General features: G+C 37.8%; 18 protein-coding genes and 1 tRNA gene. 5 read left to right on the plus strand and 14 right to left on the minus strand.

Annotation, left to right across the window (positions count from 1 at the left end; genetic code table 11):
• Window positions 1–143: 143 nt before the first annotated feature.
• Together ND855_RS08200 and ND855_RS08205 are read left to right on the plus strand one after the other, a co-directional pair.
• Entirely contained in the window at window positions 144–659 is a 516-nt protein-coding gene (locus ND855_RS08200) for a hypothetical protein (RefSeq protein ID WP_265357945.1), read from the plus strand.
• A 109-nt stretch (window positions 660–768) separates the two neighbouring features.
• Window positions 769–2,964: a bifunctional SulP family inorganic anion transporter/carbonic anhydrase gene (locus ND855_RS08205; protein WP_265357946.1), complete on the plus strand. Its 2,196-nt coding sequence runs from the start codon at window positions 769–771 to the stop codon at window positions 2,962–2,964.
• 3 nt (window positions 2,965–2,967) lie between these two features.
• Here the strand turns inward: ND855_RS08205 and ND855_RS08210 are convergent, their stop codons facing one another.
• The gene (locus tag ND855_RS08210; RefSeq protein ID WP_265357947.1) at window positions 2,968–3,354 is read right to left on the minus strand and encodes a DoxX family membrane protein; all 387 of its coding nucleotides are present in this window, start codon (window positions 3,352–3,354) and stop codon (window positions 2,968–2,970) included.
• A 206-nt stretch (window positions 3,355–3,560) separates the two neighbouring features.
• On the opposite strand from ND855_RS08210, the gene ND855_RS08215 reads away from it, so the two are divergent.
• A complete protein-coding gene (locus tag ND855_RS08215) occupies window positions 3,561–4,166 on the plus strand; it encodes a hypothetical protein (RefSeq protein ID WP_265357948.1) in 606 nt (201 codons plus the stop codon).
• A 334-nt stretch (window positions 4,167–4,500) separates the two neighbouring features.
• On the opposite strand, the gene ND855_RS08220 is transcribed toward ND855_RS08215, so the two are convergent.
• Window positions 4,501–4,998 (minus strand): SRPBCC domain-containing protein, encoded by a 498-nt coding sequence (locus ND855_RS08220; RefSeq protein ID WP_265357949.1) that lies wholly within the window; start codon window positions 4,996–4,998, stop codon window positions 4,501–4,503.
• A complete protein-coding gene (locus ND855_RS08225; protein ID WP_265357950.1) occupies window positions 4,995–5,315 on the minus strand; it encodes an ArsR/SmtB family transcription factor in 321 nt (106 codons plus the stop codon). Before ND855_RS08225 ends, ND855_RS08220 begins: the two co-directional genes overlap by 4 nt.
• Window positions 5,316–5,657: 342 nt before the next feature.
• Here ND855_RS08225 and ND855_RS08230 point away from each other — a divergent pair, with 342 nt between their 5' ends.
• The gene (locus ND855_RS08230; protein ID WP_265357951.1) at window positions 5,658–7,124 is read left to right on the plus strand and encodes a flavin-containing monooxygenase; all 1,467 of its coding nucleotides are present in this window, start codon (window positions 5,658–5,660) and stop codon (window positions 7,122–7,124) included.
• Between the two features lie 76 nt (window positions 7,125–7,200).
• Here the strand turns inward: ND855_RS08230 and ND855_RS08235 are convergent, their stop codons facing one another.
• The 3 genes from ND855_RS08235 to ND855_RS08245 form a co-directional block, all read right to left on the minus strand.
• Window positions 7,201–7,884 carry a hypothetical protein gene (locus ND855_RS08235; RefSeq protein WP_265357952.1) on the minus strand — a complete coding sequence of 228 codons (684 nt, stop codon included), beginning with the start codon at window positions 7,882–7,884 and terminating at the stop codon, window positions 7,201–7,203.
• A gap of 93 nt (window positions 7,885–7,977) precedes the next feature.
• Complete coding sequence (locus ND855_RS08240) at window positions 7,978–8,724, minus strand: L,D-transpeptidase family protein (protein ID WP_265357953.1); 747 nt, start codon at window positions 8,722–8,724, stop codon at window positions 7,978–7,980.
• Window positions 8,725–8,745: 21 nt separating this feature from the next.
• Window positions 8,746–8,818 (minus strand) — tRNA-Asn (locus tag ND855_RS08245).
• Window positions 8,819–9,041: 223 nt separating this feature from the next.
• Here ND855_RS08245 and ND855_RS08250 point away from each other — a divergent pair.
• A complete protein-coding gene (locus ND855_RS08250; RefSeq protein WP_265357954.1) occupies window positions 9,042–12,668 on the plus strand; it encodes a vitamin B12-dependent ribonucleotide reductase in 3,627 nt (1,208 codons plus the stop codon).
• Window positions 12,669–12,883: 215 nt separating this feature from the next.
• Here ND855_RS08250 and gspN read toward each other — a convergent pair whose 3' ends face one another.
• The 8 genes from gspN to ND855_RS08290 are packed head-to-tail and all read right to left on the minus strand — an operon-like array spanning window position 12,884 to window position 19,307.
• Window positions 12,884–13,849, minus strand: a complete 966-nt coding sequence (gspN, locus tag ND855_RS08255; RefSeq protein ID WP_265357955.1) for a type II secretion system protein GspN — start codon at window positions 13,847–13,849, stop codon at window positions 12,884–12,886.
• A gap of 1 nt (window position 13,850) precedes the next feature.
• Complete coding sequence (locus ND855_RS08260) at window positions 13,851–14,375, minus strand: hypothetical protein (protein ID WP_100717035.1); 525 nt, start codon at window positions 14,373–14,375, stop codon at window positions 13,851–13,853.
• Window positions 14,375–15,997: a cell division protein FtsA gene (gene pilM / locus ND855_RS08265; RefSeq protein ID WP_265357956.1), complete on the minus strand. Its 1,623-nt coding sequence runs from the start codon at window positions 15,995–15,997 to the stop codon at window positions 14,375–14,377. Before pilM ends, ND855_RS08260 begins: the two co-directional genes overlap by 1 nt.
• A 2-nt stretch (window positions 15,998–15,999) precedes the next feature.
• Window positions 16,000–17,100, minus strand: a complete 1,101-nt coding sequence (locus tag ND855_RS08270; protein ID WP_265357957.1) for a type II secretion system minor pseudopilin — start codon at window positions 17,098–17,100, stop codon at window positions 16,000–16,002.
• Window positions 17,063–17,734, minus strand: a complete 672-nt coding sequence (locus ND855_RS08275) for a type II secretion system protein GspJ (protein ID WP_265357958.1) — start codon at window positions 17,732–17,734, stop codon at window positions 17,063–17,065. The genes ND855_RS08270 and ND855_RS08275 overlap by 38 nt, the downstream gene beginning before the upstream one ends.
• Window positions 17,734–18,261 (minus strand): prepilin-type N-terminal cleavage/methylation domain-containing protein, encoded by a 528-nt coding sequence (locus ND855_RS08280; protein WP_265357959.1) that lies wholly within the window; start codon window positions 18,259–18,261, stop codon window positions 17,734–17,736. The genes ND855_RS08275 and ND855_RS08280 overlap by 1 nt, the downstream gene beginning before the upstream one ends.
• Window positions 18,239–18,871, minus strand: coding sequence for a prepilin-type N-terminal cleavage/methylation domain-containing protein (locus ND855_RS08285; protein ID WP_265357960.1), 633 nt, complete (start codon window positions 18,869–18,871; stop codon window positions 18,239–18,241). The genes ND855_RS08280 and ND855_RS08285 overlap by 23 nt, the downstream gene beginning before the upstream one ends.
• Window positions 18,846–19,307, minus strand: coding sequence for a type II secretion system protein GspG (locus tag ND855_RS08290; protein WP_135618313.1), 462 nt, complete (start codon window positions 19,305–19,307; stop codon window positions 18,846–18,848). The genes ND855_RS08285 and ND855_RS08290 overlap by 26 nt, the downstream gene beginning before the upstream one ends.
• Between the last annotated feature and the right edge of the window lie 3 nt (window positions 19,308–19,310).

Raw genomic sequence — 19,310 nt, forward strand, 5'->3', positions numbered from 1 at the left:
GACAGATTCCACTTTCCGTAAATTCATAAATCTTGGCAGGGTCAAAATGAGATATTGAGTTTGTTTCTCAATACAGAAGAGAAACGGAATGGAGTACGAAAAGGGATTGAGTTCCTTCTTCGGCAAAATAGGATAAACAAAGTTTGTTTACTCGCCAAGGGAAAAAACCCATTCCCACAATTTTCATCCAAAACCGCTTGTATTTGCCCTTATTTGTAACATGCCTTGTCTTCATTAGTTGTGGTCCCACTCGTGTTAAAACCAACTTAGATACAAGAAAAGAGTATCTAAGGGAGGTAGGTTTGCCCATCCTTGTTTCCATCCAACCCAGGCATAATAAGGAAAAAAAAGAACTTCAGCTTTTTATCAAAACCGAAAACCTAACAAAGATTAAGATTAACAAATTTCAGATTCTATTTTTTGCCAGTGACCAAAACCGTCAATTTTTGATTCCAGATGAGCAGAAAACTCCTGAACTCATTTGTTTGATTCCCAAAACAATCATGCCTGATACAATCTATAAATGCCATGTTGGACCCTTTGTTTATAGCCAGTTATGGGATTCAATTGCAATCCATTCGATCTCATTCACTACAGAAGACAAAGTTCGCCATGTGATCAGTGAAGATGACATCGATGATGTTGTAATATGGCTTTGATCATAAAATAATTACAGTACAGGCGAACAAATTGTTACACAAGAATTGAATGGTTTCATCCATTCGCCTTGACAACGGATACGAGTGAAAATACCGTTTCTAGACCGTTATGTTTTCCCATTTAAAACAAGACATTCCCTCTGGACTCGTTGTATTTTTAGTAGCTCTTCCTCTTTGTTTAGGTGTCGCACTTGCATGTGGTGCACCATTATTATCAGGAGTGATCTCTGGTATCATTGGAGGAATTGTTGTTGGTTTCCTTAGTCATTCTAGAACAAGTGTGAGTGGTCCTGCTGCTGGCCTTGTTACGTTGGTTCTTGCCGCAACGACTGCATTAGGCGATTACCAAACATTTTTATTGTCTGTATTTTTGGCAGGTTTTATTCAGATAGGACTTGGAATTTTAAGACTTGGTTTTATCGCAAATTACGTACCTTCCAATGTTATCCAAGGATTACTTGCATCCATCGGGATCATCCTGATACTCAAACAAATTCCTCACTCTGTCGGATTTGATATCAATCCAGAAGAAGATTTTATTTTTTTCCAAAGGGATGGAGAAAATACATTTTCAGAATTATTGAACATACACAAATATTTTTCCTGGGGAGCAGTGACCATCTCTACGATCTCTTTGTCACTGATGTTTGTGTATGATAAATTAAAATGGGAACAACTTAGATACATTCCTTCTCCGATTTTAGTGATTCTCATCGGAATTATCTGGAACCAGATTTTTAAAAAGTTTTTACCAGAATTTTATCTGACAGAAAAACATTTAGTTACAATTCCCAATGTGAGTAACTGGGAGAGTATTTTTGTTTTTCCCAATTTTTCGATGATTGGCCAATCCGAAGTTTGGTATTTTGCCTTTACCATTGCGACATTCACTACCTTGGAAACATTACTGAACCTAGATGCTGTCGAACGAATTGACCCACACAAAAGACTCTCATCACCTAACCGTGAACTAATGGCACAAGGAGTAGGGAATAGTTTATCTGGGCTCATTGGCGGACTTCCCATCACTTCCGTCATTGTCAGAAGTTCTGTGAATATTTATGCAGGAGCAGAAACAAAATTATCCACAATGGTTCATGGGGTTTTACTCGCCATGAGTATTCTATTTCTAAGTTCCTCATTGAATCTGATTCCACTTTGTTCTTTAGCAGTGGTACTTGTTGTCACTGGCTTCAAACTCACAAACTTTTCAGTGTATAAATCATTATATAAAAAGGGCCTTTACCAATTTTTACCTTTTATCACAACCATTCTTGCCATTATTTTTACAGACTTATTAACGGGTGTGCTAATTGGACTTTGTATTAGTTTCATTTTTATCTTAAAAAATAATTATAAAAATCCATTTTCTGTTGAAACCGAAAACTTAAATATCGGCGAAACAATCCGGATTGAATTACCAAATCAAGTTTCCTTTTTAAACAAGGCCTCCATCAAAGACACACTTTGGTCATTGCCTGATCATGCAAAACTCATAGTAGATGCCTCCAATTGTAATTTTATTGATCACGATATTTTAGAGGTATTAGAGGAATTTAAATCAGTAGTGGCTTTAGAAAAAAACATCCAATTGAATTTAGTTGGTGTGAAAGACCACTATGAACTGAGTGACCAAGTGCAATTTGTAAACATCTTAGATAAAGAAGCACAACAAAAGTTAACACCTGATGAAATTCTTGAATTCTTACAACGGGGAAACGAACGTTTCGTAAAAGGTAAATGGTCCGAAAAGTATTTTAAACACCAAGTAAACGCGACTGCCTTTGGTCAAAATCCAATTGCAGTTGTCCTTTCTTGCATTGATTCAAGAACAAGTCCAGAAATTATCTTTGATGCAGGGCTTGGTGATATCATTTCTATTCGGATTGCAGGAAATATCGTAAACCAAGAAATCCTTGGAAGTTTAGAATTGTCATGTGCCAAAATTGGAACCAAACTCATTGTCGTACTTGGACATTCCAATTGTGGTGCTGTATCCAGTGCAATTTATGCGTTAAAAGATGGTAACATAGCAAGTATCACTAACAAAATTGACAAAGCCATTGGGACATCCGATCCAAGCTCAAAACGATCAAATCTAGGAAACGAACATATATTTAATCATGTCGTAAAAACCAATGTGTTAAATTCGATTGATGAAATCTTAGGTTCGAGTGAATTTCTAAAACGAAAGGTAGATGAAGGTGAATATAAGATTGTACCAGCATTTTATGATACATCTTCTGGCGAAGTTCAGTTTTTTCATTCTGTCCAAACTTCACCAAAAAGTGAATCAATCTTTTAAAGATTAAACTTTATGAACTGGTACAAACAACGGTTTGTAAGCAGAACGATTGTAATACGCTAAAAATGCATTTGCAATAACGACAAAAATTCCAACCGGTAATCCATCATGAGCAATCATCAAGTGAACAAAAAAGATATTGATCACCACTGGTGCAATTACAACAGAAGCTAAAGGTACAAATCTTCCCGATAAAAAAGCTAGGGCACAAACAAGTTCCGTTACTTTAATCAATGTTAATAAATAACCAGTGGCCTTCATGCCATCATTGAATATCTTGATGTTTCCAGTCACTTCAGGTTGTTGAACTAAATCGAATAATACAACAACTGAAGAAAATAAAAACAAGGCACCTAACAATAGGCGAACGACTAGATACAAAACCTTCATAAATTACTCCTTTAATACTTTCACAATGGGAAATGTGATTCACTTTCAGAAAAAGACTGCCCATTAGAAAATATCTACCAAATCTAATGGAATAGGGTTCTCATTTCCAGTCACAATTTTTGGATTTATTCTAATTTTACTCATTTTTTTGGAAGAGTTGGCAATATAATTCCTCCTTTTCGGCATTGATACTTTAGGAATTCTCAATGAAAATCCGAAGTTTCCCACTTTATCTACTGGTTTTCTCCTTAAATGTTTGCCAAACGATCCAAACAAACGATCCAGAGCGCTTTCAGTCCAAAGAATCAAAATCTTCTTTCACACTCCAATACGAAATGGACTTACCAACAACGGTTTTGAAGGTAGGACCAAATCTAGAAATTTCAATCGGTAAATTTGCGTTACATTCCTTCAATCGCTTGGCTTCTCAGATATTCAATGTTAGCTCCTATAAGGCAAGAAAAGAGAATGATCCAATCGAGCCAGGTACCATCATTCTCCGAAAAGTCCAAGTCAATCGATCCATGGTATTTGAAGAAGGAACGACAAAATTCCAACATGCAACCTTTGCCTCCATTGTTGAATTTTTGTTTGTAAAAGAATCAGGTGAAACATACAGAATCCTCGGACAATCAGATCCAATCCAAACCGATACCATTCCATTCTCAGCAAATGATAAAGATTCAGAAGAAAAAATTGCGAGTACCATCCAGTCAGCCATTGAAATTGGCCTGAAAAAAATCATCCAACCCAGGGAAGATTGGAAATGGGATGGTCGCCAAATGATGTTCCAACAAGGAAATGGAAATTAAGAAAAACCCAATGCCATCCTCATTACCGTCTGAACCAGGTTTTTTGTAATCCTTTTTGTAAAGTATGTACCAAGACAAAAGTGTTTTACCGATGTGCCTTTCTATACATCAATCGCCCGTATCTAATGCGACATAATACTAATTATGGGAAGCAACTCACTGCATCACGTAATAATCTACTCGAAACACTAGTCGTTGCATCATCTTAAAATCGACTCCAAATTAGATAAGGAAACGATTCTCACATATACCTAGGATCATTCCATCCAATCAGAAAGGTTTCCATGTTTCATGTTTCCTATCTGATCTAATTTTCTTGGAAACAGGTGTGAATTCAAACTACCTTTGAGAGGGTTTCCAAATACTTTGTCAGATTTCCAACATGTTGTTTTCCACCTTCAATCGCTCCATATTTTTGGTTCACACGCTCTAATTCTTGTTTTGTGGAAAACACTTGCACCATAGTAAGATTTGTGCACTTTCCATGATTCGTAGGCTCAAATACAATTTCAGACTGAAAATTGACATCTTCGTCTCCCTCTCCATCACCAATGTGTTGGTAAGAGATCAAACGAGGTTTTTCAATTTTTAAGAATTGGATTTTGTTTTTATAATCGCGACCATCTGGTCCATGCATCACAAATTCAAAAAATCCTCCATTCCTAAAATCAAATGATATGACTGTCAGAGTAAAACCATCTGGTCCCCACCATTCTTTTAAGTGGATTGGATCTGACCAAACATCAAATAATAATTCGTTTGAAACTTCAAAATACTTTCGATAGATCACTTGGTTCTCTGTAATTTCTGTTTTTAATTCTGTTGAGGTCATATTGTTTTTCCTTTTTTTAGTTTTAATGCATAACGTTCTAACCGGTTTAAACGTTTACTCCAATCGGCTCTCACTTTCATAATCAATTCTTCCATTTCAGAGAAACCATCCAAATTGACAGAATAGATTCTTTTTTGAGCTTCTTTTTTTACATTCAATAATTTTAATTCTCTTAACAACTGTAAGTGTTGTGAGATCGCCGGAGCACTGATGGAGAAATGATGCGAAATGGCAGTGGAAGTCATCTCACCATTTTTTGCGACAAGGAGTATGATTTCACGTCTCGTATCATCACCCAGAGCTAAAAAACTATTCATACTAAATAGTTATGTAAATTGAACTTAATTAAGTCAATCTTTAATTAAGTAATTACTTCATAAAATAAATGCAAAATAATAAATCGAATTCTCTATGTTTCTCTTCCATCAAATTTTCCAAAATCAGATCTTCTTTGAACATATACCACCTATGTTCCCTAATGGAACTCTGGTTTTAGAATGAATCTGATTATGAATCTTGAAACCAAATTACCTTTTTCATCTTCTTTATGTTTTTTTGATTGCAAATGTAAGTAGAATTGATTGAATTTTCTTCCAAAGATTAAAAACGGAACATTGTTCAACCCAATGAATTCGGTGTTTTAGGAATGAGGAAAGCAAATGGCCAATCAAACAATCAGGGATCCAAAAGTTGTCATCATAGGCGCTGGAATGACAGGTATCCTACTCGCAATTGAATTCAATCGGATCGGTGTGAAAGACATTACAATTTTAGAAAAAAAACATGATTTGGGAGGAACTTGGAGGGAAAACACTTACCCAGGCGTGGCTTGTGATATCCCTGCGCATATGTATACTTATAGTTTTGCACCCAATCCTGAATGGAGCCATCGGTTTGCACATGGAGATGAAATCCATGCCTATTTCAAACGTGTGAGTGATGAATATAAAATCACACCCAAAATTCACTTTAACGAAGCGGTCACAGAAGCATCTTACCAAAATGGAAAGTGGACTACAAAAACTTCCAAAGGAAATACATATGTTTCTGATTTCCTCATCTCAGCCACTGGTATCTTACACCACCCAGCAAAACCAAACATCCCGGGACTCGAAAGTTTTAACGGAAAATGTTTTCACACTGCAGAATGGGATCATTCGGTCAATTTAGAAGGAAAACGAATTGGGATCATTGGAACTGGATCCACTGCAGCACAAGTCATTCCTGAGATGATCAAAGTTGGAAAAAAAGTTTCGGTTTTCCAAAGGACACCACAGTGGATTGTCAAAGTTCCTGATACAACCTATACGGAAGCTGACAAAATAAAATGGAGAAAGGAACCTAATATTCTCAAACGATTCCATAAATGGTATACGTTTGCAGTGGAACAAACATTTTCAAAAGCAGTGATTGGTAAAAAAATCCCCCATTTACTCATGAGTTTTTTGTGCAAAAGGAATTTACGAACTTCCATCAAAGACCCAGTTCTAAGAAAAAAACTAACTCCAAATTACCGAGTTGGTTGCAAACGTGTGATTGTAAATTCCACATTCTATGATGCCATCCAAAAACCAAATGCAGATTTGGTGACAGAGGGAATTGAAAAAATTACAGAAAAGGGTGTCGTCACAAAGGATGGGACATTACACGAATTGGATGTATTGATATTGGCAACGGGATTCCATCCATTTAATTTTATGCGCCCGATGAACTTAACGGGAGAAAATGGAGTCTCAATCGAGTCTGTTTGGAAAAAGAAAGTACAAGCATACCGCTCCCTCTTTATCCCTCACTTCCCTAATTTTGTTTTGATGTTAGGACCAAACACGCCGATTGGAAACTTTTCCGTGATCGCCATGAGTGAAGTCCAAACAAAGTACATCATCAAAATCATCGAAGATTGGAGAAAAGGAAAATTTAATGCCATTGATGCAAAGGAAGAAGCCTTACAACGATTTGCCGCTTATCTCAAAAAAGGAATGGTTGGCACAGTATGGCTCGGTGGTTGCCAAAGTTGGTATTTGGATCCAGATGGAGATCCTGCGATGTGGCCTTATACTTGGAGTCGTTGGGAAAAAGAAATGAAATCTCCCGATTACCAAGATTTTAACTTAACCACAACTTAAACTTTTTATAAAATCCTAAACAACATTTTTGCCGGTAATTTTTATGAATTACCGGCTTTTTTGAACAAAAGAGTAATCAGAGATTCGTAAAATATTGGTGCCAGGAAGTTCCTTCAAAGATTTCCCTTAACGTTGGTTTAAAAGAGTCTATTTCTTCTTGTGAGTTTTTTACTTTTGTAATTTTCTCAATTCGTACTTGTCTCGTGTGACCACCAACAAGCGTAGTTAACACCACTTCAGCAGTATTATTTTCAATGCCAGGAGCAATCTTTTTAGATAGTAAAAGTTGATTTCCTTGTAAGTTTAAAGAATCCTCAGCTATCATACAATAAACAATTCCAGGTATCGTAACTTCTTTTTCTTTCACACGGAACTTTGATTTTTCTATCGAAGTGTCATCTAAAACGATATACAAGTCTGCAGTTTGATTCGAAGTTTCATTTCGTCTATAGAATCCTGCGATTGCATATTCACCTGGTTCCAAATTGAGAAATGTTACTTGATCTCTATTTTCAAATGTTGATTCAATCAATTCCATATCTGCAAAAGATTTTTTGTCCTTTGATACTTTGAGAATATAAACCTTAGTAGCAAATCGGTCCGGTACGAGTGGTAAATAAATTGGAAATCCAATTTTTAAACTCATTGCACCTGATTTGTTTTGGATTACGTTATTACTTGGCTTTTTAACAGCAGTTACACACCCAAAAGTAACCACAATAAAACTAACGTAGATTAAATTTTTAATTTTTTGTTTCATTTCGTCTAGAGAGTAGACAACCAGATCCGATCGTCAAACACATTACACGACATTTTCTTGTTATGTGAAAAAAACTGATTTTATTTTTTTTATCTAATTGTTTTCATCAGAGGCAATGATGAGAAGATAAGGATTTTTATTCCCATCTAACTGTTGCAAAATTGTCTGCAAATCAACTAATTTAATTCCGACACAACCTGACGTGGGTTTGGTTTCTTCCCAAGGGTGGATAAAAATCATACTTCCATGGCCTGGGATACTTGGATTCGTATTATGCTCTATGACGATAAACAGTTGGTAAATGGAAGAATTCCATAAAGGTGTGGCACCTTTCTCTTTTTTGCGAATCAATTGGTTGTAATGTTTTGAGCTAGGAACATCACTCCAATAGTCATTTTTTTGTATTTGAGTGTATTCTAAATTTGGAATAGAATTTTTTTCTTTACCTAGGACTCTCCGAATCGGATAACTTCCGTAAGGTGTAAATCCATCACCTTCTCGTTTTTCATCCGCTGGGATGAGTCCACTCCTGCCGAACCATACGGTTACAACTGGAGTCAATAGTTTCCATTCTCCCTCTTCTACTCCATACAAATGAAGTTCACCTTGGGTTTCTCCAGGTTCTCCTAGGATGAGAAGTATTTGTTCGGATTGGTAAAGACCGGAATGGAAAGATGTTTGGGGTTCAGAACCAACTTCGTTTGCGAGAAATACGAAAATGAGAACGGAAAAGAGAGCGCAAAATGACCTAATTTGAGGGAAGGAACGGTGAAATTTGAGAAAATCGGTGGAAATTTTTAGGGATACGCCGGAAAATTGAGGAATTCGATTGGAAACCAATGTGCGAAGTGGAAAAGACCGCTCCCCCTGCTGGGCTCGAACCAGCGACCCAATGATTAACAGTCATTTGCTCTACCGACTGAGCTAAAGGGGAATCTCGAATCTGTGACCATGCTACGGAGAAAGCCCGCTAGGTCAACGAAAAAATTATGTCATAGCGACGAGAAAATTTGCAAAAATTCTAAAAAATCCGATCCCAAGTCTTGAAAAAATAGATGTTTCCAACTTAAGATTCCTTCATTGTGACATAATCCTCTCCGCTCCTGGTTTGAGGAAAAAATAGAAATTTTATATGTTGTTTGAGATGGGGTTCTTGCATGAAGATTGAGAGGCATTTTACCAAAGGGAACAAGGGTTTATACCCGAATTTGACATGGGTTCGTAAGGACTCAAAAATTACAAATACGGACGGGTCGGTTGTGTTTGAAGCAAACGGCGTCGAAGTTCCCGATTTTTGGTCGCAAGTGGCTACCGATATCCTCGCGCAGAAGTACTTCCGCCGCAAAGGTGTTCCGAAGTACCTGAAAAAAGTCGCAGAAAAAGGAATCCCTGAATGGTTACAACGTTCGGTTCCTGATGATGAAAAACTCATCGCTCTGAACCCTGAAGACCGTTACGTAGGAGAATCAGATTCCAAACAAGTATTCCACCGATTGGCGGGATGTTGGACGTATTGGGGTTATAAATATGGGTATTTTTCAGATGAAGATAGTGCCCGTGTTTTCTATGAAGAAGTGATCTTTATGCTCGCAAGCCAAATGTCGGCTCCGAACTCTCCACAATGGTTCAACACTGGTCTCCACTGGGCGTATGGAATCGATGGAAAGTCACAAGGTCATTATTACGTAGATCCAAAATCGGGAAAATTAGTAAGATCAGCCTCTTCTTACGAACACCCACAACCACATGCATGTTTCATCCAATCTGTGGATGATGATTTAGTGAATGAAGGCGGAATCATGGACCTTTGGGTTCGCGAAGCTCGCCTCTTTAAATACGGTTCTGGAACAGGAACCAATTTTTCCAACTTACGTGCAGCCAATGAATCCCTTTCTGGTGGTGGCAAAAGTTCTGGTCTTATGTCTTTCCTAAAAATTGGGGACCGTGCTGCTGGTGCCATTAAGTCTGGTGGAACCACTCGTCGTGCAGCGAAGATGGTTTGTCTTGATATGGACCACCCTGATATCGAAGAATTTATCGATTGGAAAGTCCAAGAAGAGAAAAAAGTGGCATCCCTTGTCACAGGTTCCATTTTAAACAACCGACTCTTAAATGAAATTATGACGGCATGTGCTTCCGCCAAACAAACACTTGGTGAAGAAAAAGCATATGACCCAACTGCAAACGTAGAACTTAAGAAAGCCATCCAAAAAGCAAGAAAAGCCTTTGTTCCTGACAACTACATCAAACGAGTGATTGATTTGTCGAGACAAGGATACAAAGACCTACTCTTTGAAGAACTCACAACTGATTGGCAATCAGAAGCATACAATACAGTTTCTGGACAAAACTCCAATAACTCCGTACGAATCACAAATGAGTTTATGGAAGCGGTAGAAAAAGATCTCCCGTTCCACCTCATCAATCGCACAGAAAAGGAAAAAGCTCGCAAAGAAGGTCGTGAACCTAAAGCAGCAAAAACCTTACGTGCTCGTGACCTTTGGGAAAGAATTGCAAATGCAGCTTGGAACTCAGCTGACCCAGGAACTCAGTATCATAGTACAATCAACGAATGGCATACTTGTCCAGAAGATGGAGCGATCAACGCATCCAATCCATGTTCTGAATACATGTTCCTCGACAACACAGCATGTAACTTAGCTTCTGCGAACCTTGTCAAATTCCTAAAAGAAGATGGATCCTTTGATGTAGAAGGATACCGTTACTTGAACAAAATCTGGACCATCATCCTAGAAATTTCGGTTCTCATGGCACAGTTCCCATCGAAAGAAATTGCGGAATTGTCTTACAAATTTAGAACATTGGGGCTCGGGTATGCAAACCTTGGTTCCCTACTTATGATCATGGGAATCCCTTATGATTCGCAAGAAGCAATGGCTGTGACAGGTGCAATATCGTCCATCATGCATATGACAGCTTATGCAACATCAGCAGAGATGGCAAAGGAACTTGGACCATTTGCTGGTTATGAAAAAAACAAAGACCATATGTTACGTGTGATCCGTAACCATAGACGTGCTGCATACAATGCACCAAAAGAAGAATACGAAGGATTAACCATCACACCAGTGGGAATTAACCCTTCTTTCTTACCTTCTTATTTACTCGAAGCAGCAAAAGAAGATTCTGACAGAGCATTGGCACTCGGAGAACAATTCGGATACCGCAATGCACAAGTTACAGTGATTGCTCCAACAGGAACCATCGGTCTTGTCATGGATTGTGATACAACTGGAATCGAACCTGACTTTGCACTTGTGAAATACAAAAAATTGGCAGGTGGTGGTTACTTCAAAATCATCAACCAATCAGTGCCTGCAGCACTGAAAAAATTGGGTTATAGCCAAGCAGAACAAGATGCGATTGTGAACTACTGTAAAGGCCATGCTACATTCAATGGTGCACCGGGTGTTAACACCGCTCGTTTGAAAGAAAAAGGATTCACTGAAGATGTGTTAGAGAAATTGGAAAAACAACTTCCGTTTGTATTTGATATCCAATTTGCTTTCAACAAATTCACGCTAGGTGAAGATTTTCTTGCAAAAACATTGGGCATTGACCCTTCCCTTTACAATTCCATGGGTTTCAATTTACTTGAAACATTGGGATTTACTGCAGATGAAATCGCACAAGCAAATGATTATGTTTGCGGAACGATGACCATCGAAAACGCACCTTTTATCAAAGAGAAGGATCTTCCTGTTTTTGATTGTGCAAACAAATGTGGTAAATACGGAAAACGCTTTTTGTCTTATCAATCACACATCCGAATCATGGCAGCGGCTCAGCCATTCATTTCGGGTGCGATTTCCAAAACGATCAACCTTCCAGAAGAGGCAACCATCGAGGATGTAAAAAATGCATACCTCATGTCCTGGAAAGTGATGATCAAAGCAAACGCTCTCTACCGAGACGGATCAAAACTTTCACAACCACTTAACTCCGTATTTCAGTTGTTAAGTGCAGTGGGAGAAGAGGAAGAAGAACTAAACACTACTTCCGCTCCAAAAACGGTAACTGAAGTGGCAGAAAAATTGGTGTATAAATACATCTCGGAAAGAAGGAAACTTCCACACCGACGTGCAGGATACACGCAAAAAGCGATGGTGGGTGGTCACAAAGTATACCTCCGAACAGGAGAATACGAAGATGGCCAACTCGGTGAGATCTTTATCGATATGCATAAAGAAGGAGCGGCATTCCGTTCCCTTATGAATGCGTTTGCGATTGCGGTTTCCCTTGGATTACAACATGGCGTTCCTTTGGAAGAATTTGTGGAAGCATTTACCTTCTTTAAATTTGAACCAAACGGTATGGTGTCTGGTAACCCTCATATCAAAATGTCTACTTCAGTAATCGATTACATCTTTAGAGAACTTGCGATCACTTATCTTGGTCGATACGACTTGGCACAAGTATCACCGGAAGACTTAAGAACTGACGAAGTGGGAAGAAAGGCAGAACCGACTCGAGATACTGTGGGAAAGCAGGAAAGTAGCGGTCCTCGTACTCCGCTACAAGTAAATGCAATTTCTATGAAATCGGTTCTCGAAGACAAAGCTGAAGTTGTAGCTGTGGCAGGCCAAACTCCACAACAACCAACCCAAGCACAATCCGCTGCGGCAACACTGAAGATCATTGCGGAAGCGAGAACCAAAGGTTATACAGGAGATTCCTGTACCGAATGTGGTTCCTTCCAAATGGTACGAAACGGAGCTTGTCTCAAGTGTATCTCTTGTGGATCCACAACAGGTTGTTCATAAAAAACAAAACCAATCACCATCTAAGTTTGCAAAAAACTAGATGGTGAATCCAAATAAGACCTGAGAAGGTCACATAACGGATGAGGAAATATTAAAAAAGGGACCGAACATTCGGTCTTTTTTTTTGCTAGCAGGTGTTTCCATTTGAAAGCAAAATTTGATACGTGTGTAAATGAACGATTTCAAGTATTCAAACAGACTTTAGGTGAAGAAGTTTAAGGAGTGGGAGCCGGTTCAATCGAACCTTCTTCTGGTTTTGGAGCCCCGCCACCTAATTGGTTTAAGTTGGGAAGGTCTACTTTAGGAGACGATAAAGTTCCACGAACTGGGATACAGGTTTTCCCACCTTCTTGTGGTAATAAGGCCACCATGCCTACCAAATCTTGCCTTTCTTGGGCAAATTTCTCAGTTAAGGAAAAACAAACCTTTAAATCCAATTGAGAAAACGAAATGGTATCTGACAATCGAACAACACCTTGGAATTGGAATTTTGCTAGATTGGAATCAAGACTTCCTCTTTCGATGAGAAGTTTCCCCGAACGAATTTTAAAGAGTAAATTTGCTCTTTTGATATCAGTTCCTTTTAAAGTTCCTAAGAAAGGAATGTCCATCGATTCCTTGATTTTCCCACCAGAAAGAGTAATTTCCCCTTCTCCATTCCATTTGGTAATTTTATCGTCTAAGGGTGACAAACGAATCGGTAAATCTAAGGTTTGAATCCCTATCGAAAGATCACTTCCTTCATAACTAAAATAACCTATATTGATATCCCCTTCCAAACGGGATTGTAAAATTCCAAATACAGAAACACCAAGGCTTACTTCTTCTGCTTTTAATGATGTTCCAGTGGGAAAACTAACAACAAAACTATCAAAAGATTTCCTTCCAATCATGGGGAAATGGATTTCTTTTGCATCCATTAAGATCCCTGTTTCTTTGCCTGTTTTAATGAGGACAGACCTAACAATTTCATTGAGAGGGAAAATAAAAATCGTAAACAATAGAAAAGAAACAAATGAAATCGCAATGAGAGTTAGAATTTGTTTCTGATTTACTTTCGAGTGCTCTTCATCGGAATCTTCATCAAAAAGTTCACTATCTTCTTCCAAGACTGACTCTTGAACGGCAACATCATCATCATCTAAATCAAAGTCTTCTTCAAATTCGTTTTCTTTTGCCATTTTATTTCCCTTTCGACAAACGACTATAAGATGATACTTTCAAATTGACATCGTATATCTCTTTTTCTGCAAATGGTTTACGAAAACTAAGTAGGTCTACTTTTGCTTGGATTTGTTTGTTTTTTTCGATGTCGTAAACTAATTTGATGATATCTTGCAATAAAACAGAACGAAAGGATACATCGATTGTAATTTTGTTATAGTCCTTTTGGATGACATTACTAGTATCCTTCATGGTTTGGACTTTGTCTTTCAAATTATAACGAACCAAAATTTGATCCAATTTGGAATACATAACACTTACGTCTTCTTCACTGCCACCAGATTGTAATCCACGTAAATAATTGTATTCTCGGATCACTCGGTCGAGTTCACCAGCTTGTGATCTAGTTTCGAAAATCTCATCTGATAATCGATTTCTTAAATCAGATAATAAAGTCACAATCGTATAAACACCAAGTAGCGAAACAAAACTAATGAGTCCAATCACAAGGACTCGTTCTCTATCATTCAAACGATCAAACATTAGGGTTCATCCTTTGGTGTCACAACATCCATTTTGATTTTAAAACTAACTTTGAATTTATTCACACCCGTGATGAGACGTTTGTTTTGGATTTGGATATTCGTGAACTTTTCTGATTTTTCTAAAGCAGATTGGATGGTTCCAATTTCACCAAATTCGTTTACCCTTCCGTAAATTTGGATCTCCTTTTCTTCAAAGTTAAACTGATCCAAAATAAAAGGTAGAACCTCGGGCGAAGGAAATTGTTCGGTTGCTTCATTCAATACATCAAGAACACTTTCTTGGGACAAAAACAATCTGTAAATTTCAGTTTTTTTACGTTCTGCCTTTAGTTTCTTATTGGCGGTATCAAGAGGGTCTTCCTCTTCACCTAACTCTCCGCCAATTCCATTTTTATATTTTTCGATTAATATTTGTTTGTTGGCAGCGATTTTCCGTTTATCCAAAATGATCCCAATCAAAAATACACCGAAGAGTAAAATAAGAGATATACTCACCAAAATAATATGTGGTTTGAATGCAGCGAGTTTGAACCGATTGGTATGAATTTTTTTAGCAAAACCCGTTTCTAAAAAATTCACACGATTTCGGGATTCAAAGTGAACGCCAGTTGCAACAGACGTTACAAAACTTGGATCATTGATCCCTAAGAATTCATACCTACCTGTTTTGATTCCTAATTTTTCTTCCAAATAACCAGTAAGATTCGGATAGAGACTTGCCCCACCAGATAATAAAATGAGGGTTGGTCTCTCTTGTTCTGGAAGGGAAAAAATACTGTTCTCAACTTCATGAACTACTTGGTCAAGTTTTGCTAAAATGAATTTACGTAATGACTTAAATTGGATGGCAGTGATGTGAAACTGATTTAAAAATTTTGTTTCTTCAACCTTATCCATAGAATCAAATAAAAATCCAATTGGAAGTGATTCTTTGATAAGTCTTGCTTCTTCTAAGTCAATTTTGAGAATACTCGCAAACTCTGCGGTAATTTCTTCCCCACCGATATAAATTTGCCGAGTGTGCCTTAATTTTCCTTCATGGAGAACATTTAAAATACAATAACGTCCACCTAAATCTAATTGTAAGATTGATTTTTCGGCAACTAACAAAGGATAATTTTTAGTAATAAGAGCCGAAAGTACAAAGGAATCTAACGATAAACAACTTAATGTCAAATCACCTTTTGCAAAAGGTTTTAGAGCTCGAAATAATTCGGAATGATGAACATTGAAAGTGATTACATCAGAATTTTCTTTTCCTGTTCTCCAAGTTTTCCCAATAACTTCCAGTTCTTCCATAGGATAAGGAACTAAATTTTCCACTTCAAATGGTAAAACTTCTTGGATGGCTTTTTCTGAAACCAAAGGAACTGTGAGGTCCCTTACAAATAAATTATGAATCCCTAAATTGAGTAAAAAACGATTTTCCTCTGGAAAAAAACTTTGGATAAATCGGATGATATTGTATTCGAATGGATCCCCTTCATTTTCATCTAGTTCCACAACAGGTAAACTTTCCGTTCTGAGGATAACCACCTTTCCTAAAACTTTTTTGAATAAAACACCCTTCAGGAAGGTAGATCCGTAATCGATAGCAAGGTATTGGTCAAATGATAACATAATTAATCTTCAGTATAGTATAACATCTGGTTGTTGGTAAGATCAAATAATCCAGTTACCTTACGAACCACTTTATCCTTTATAATCCCGACCCCTGTAATTTTGTAAACTTCACCTTTTGTTTTAATCCGGCCACCCGATACATCGGTTCCTTCCCCTGCTAGTTCCTTATACAAAGTAAGATCACCAGTGGTTTTAACTTGGAACTCAGGTTCTGTCTCCAGATCTTTCAATTCTTTAATATAGCCTCCTTTCTGCAACTTGAGTTTCAAAATTTTCATGGCGGCTTGTTTGGTCATAAAATCGGAAAGGGAAATGAGCACAAAATAGGGTGCCGTATTGATATTGATCCTGTCATCATACGAATCTCCCGCAGGCAAATAGGCAGTGATATTATTCGAGAGCACATAGTCTTTATCGGAACGAAGTGCCCTTTCCTCTTCTGTCATAAAGTCTTTGGAATTATTTTTGTCGTAATCCTTAGGTTTTAAACTTTCATACACCACGGAGCGGTCATAGCCCTTCACATTTAAAAGTTCAGAAAGGGAATAAAAAGGAGCATTTTTGATCTTTCTTGGAGGGCTCAAACGACTGTAATAATACTGTTCCGCTCCACCCCCTGTTTCTTGGTGGTTTTCATCAATCCAATCCAAAATAGGAAAAATCATCTCGCGTTTGAGGCCAAACTGGTAGAACAACCGAGTGACCATTTCAATTGTCCTTTGGTTGGGTTGGTCATCATAAATTTTAACAAGGGAGTTGATGTTGATTTTGCCATCTTCGGGGCTCATTGTGTAATAGATCACACCTCCCCCGAGTGGAATGGGAGGAGGATCCATGGCAAGTCCTGACTGGTACAAAACCTCTTCTGGGATTTTTTTTAATGCCCCAACAGCTCCCATAAACCCAGCCTTTGCCAACATATGTGCACGAAACCCGTCTGCCTGTGCCCTAGCCACTCGGTATTCTGTGGCAGCATCTTCAAAAAATTTGGAAGCCGTAAACAAAGACGCGGTTCCGATGGCCATCACAAGGAGATAGACCATAAATCCTTTTTTAGCGTTTTTATTTGTAGAGAATAACCGGATGCGCAAGTGATTCATATTTAACAAAGGCACTCCCCACTAATGATATAATTTCAAATCGAATGAGCCTTGGAATTTTTTTAGTTGTACGAGAATTCCAATCATCTACCCATTTGTCACCACGTTCCGAAAATTTCATTTGGAAACTTTTGACATTTTCAAGTAACACATGTTCAACTCCACCTTGTGTGGGAAAGGTATCTACCATTTCGTCTTCTCTCCGAATGAGATAGGACAAACCTTCCATTTTTGGATTGGGCATCTTTCGTAAATAAAAGGATACTTCCCTGACAGATGCTTGGCCCTCTTCTTCCGAATTAGGATTGGAAGTCGCAAAAACTATCCGATCGTTCCTTGCTCCAGTCACTCCTTCTTGTTTTCCCACAAATAAAATTCGTTTTTGGTTATCGATAAAATAGGTACGAGCTAAAGTTCCTCGGATATTTTCCATAGCATACAAAATATCCTTTCGATTGGCTCCTTTATTTGAAGCTCCTTTTTTGGAGATTTTATTGGCAGTATAAAAAACGGAAAAGATCCCAGTAAAAATAACAGCCATGATCATCACAACAATGGAAATTTCAACGAGTGTGAACCCTTTACGTTTTTGTTTGCATTGATTCAAAGAAAGCTTTTTCCATAAAACATTCATTAGTATTTTGCACTCCTGAACGTTTCAACGCTATAGGTTTCTTTTTTGTTTCCATCCATATAAAATATGGAAACCTTCACTCGGAAAACTTTTAAAACTCCCCCAGTTTCAAAACTTTTTTTCTGTCCTCTTTTTTTCATTAGGTCACTAAGACCTACGTCTTTATCACCTAACATATCTTTTGGTGCTTTTTTCCGAAGTTCCTCTGCATTGGGACCACCAGCAAGTTTGAGTAAGTCCATTTCTTCTTCTTTGATTTCTGTTTCAAAGGTATAACCAGGGAATGCATCGATGGAACCTCGGGAAGTGTCCGTTTGCATGGTGGTGGAGGAATCCACTTGCGCCATTTTAATTTTTGCCAAATGAACTGCGTTGGCAAGTAAGACAGCTTTTTTTTGGTACGAAATTCCTTCCGCTATCATAGAATAGGTATAGGTCATCACCATGGCTGCCATCGCCATGGCGATTGTGACTTCAAATAGGGTAAATGCATTACGGGATTGTTTAACGAGGTTGTGTTTTTGCATTGGAATCTACTTGTTCGTCACGTTCATCCAAACCATAAGATACTTTTTGGATGGAATTTGTATCAGATTCTGGGAAAAATTCCATTTTATGGATTTTGATTTTTCCACCATATCGATAAATTTGAATCGTACGTTTGATTTCTGTATCAGAACCAATATATAAGAATAAATCTGTTGTGGTTCCTTGTGGAGTGAAGACTATTCGAATTTTGCCTTCGTTTCTAGGTTTACCACCTAAGTCGCGTACGCTGACAATTTTGGAATAAAAAGGGAGAGTTGTTTTTTTTAAAATGGGTTCTTCTTCTAAGCCACTTTCTTCTCGTTTGAGTAAAAAGAACTGGTATTCCCTTTTTTCAAAATCATATTCAAAGAGCACAGCTTGGTTTGTGAGTTGCGCTTTGTTATAACCAAATTTAAAAGATTCTTGTAATTTGACTGAAATGTCCTCAGTAGACGGGATGATGAGGTTTCGTAAGGAACCACCCACAATCACCATGAGAAGCCCTAATATAGAAATGACAACGACGATCTCAATGAGTGTGAGACCGTCGCGGATTTGTCTTTTCCATTTCGGAAAATGTTTTTTATCGGAATGCGGCTGGATAATCATCAGGAGATAGGATATTAAAATCTTTATTTTTTCCATCTCCACCTTCTTTTTTATCTTCACCTAATGTATAAATTTGTGGAACTGCTCCTTCAAATTTTAATACATACGGAGTTTTCCAAGGGTCTTTTAAGACTGCCTTTTCCCGAATGATTGGTTCATAATCATCACCAATTTTGTCATCATCTGGTTTTTCGATTAACGCTTGTAAACCTTGTTCTTCCGAAGGGTATTTATCATAAACTTCCAAATAACGTTCTAATGCAGTTTTTAAAACAGCACTGTCATTTTTCAGTTTTAGTTTTTTTTCCCCTTCACCTCGGTTACCGATACTTGAGTAAAGAATCGCCATCAGGGAACCTAAAATCAGCATCACCACTGTGATTTCGATTAGAGTGAGTCCCTCACGGATCTTTCTGTTTTTTCCTTTCATTTTCATAAA

This window comes from Leptospira paudalimensis (genome assembly GCF_026151345.1).
In the GTDB taxonomy this organism is placed as follows: Bacteria; Spirochaetota; Leptospiria; order Leptospirales; family Leptospiraceae; genus Leptospira_A; species Leptospira_A paudalimensis.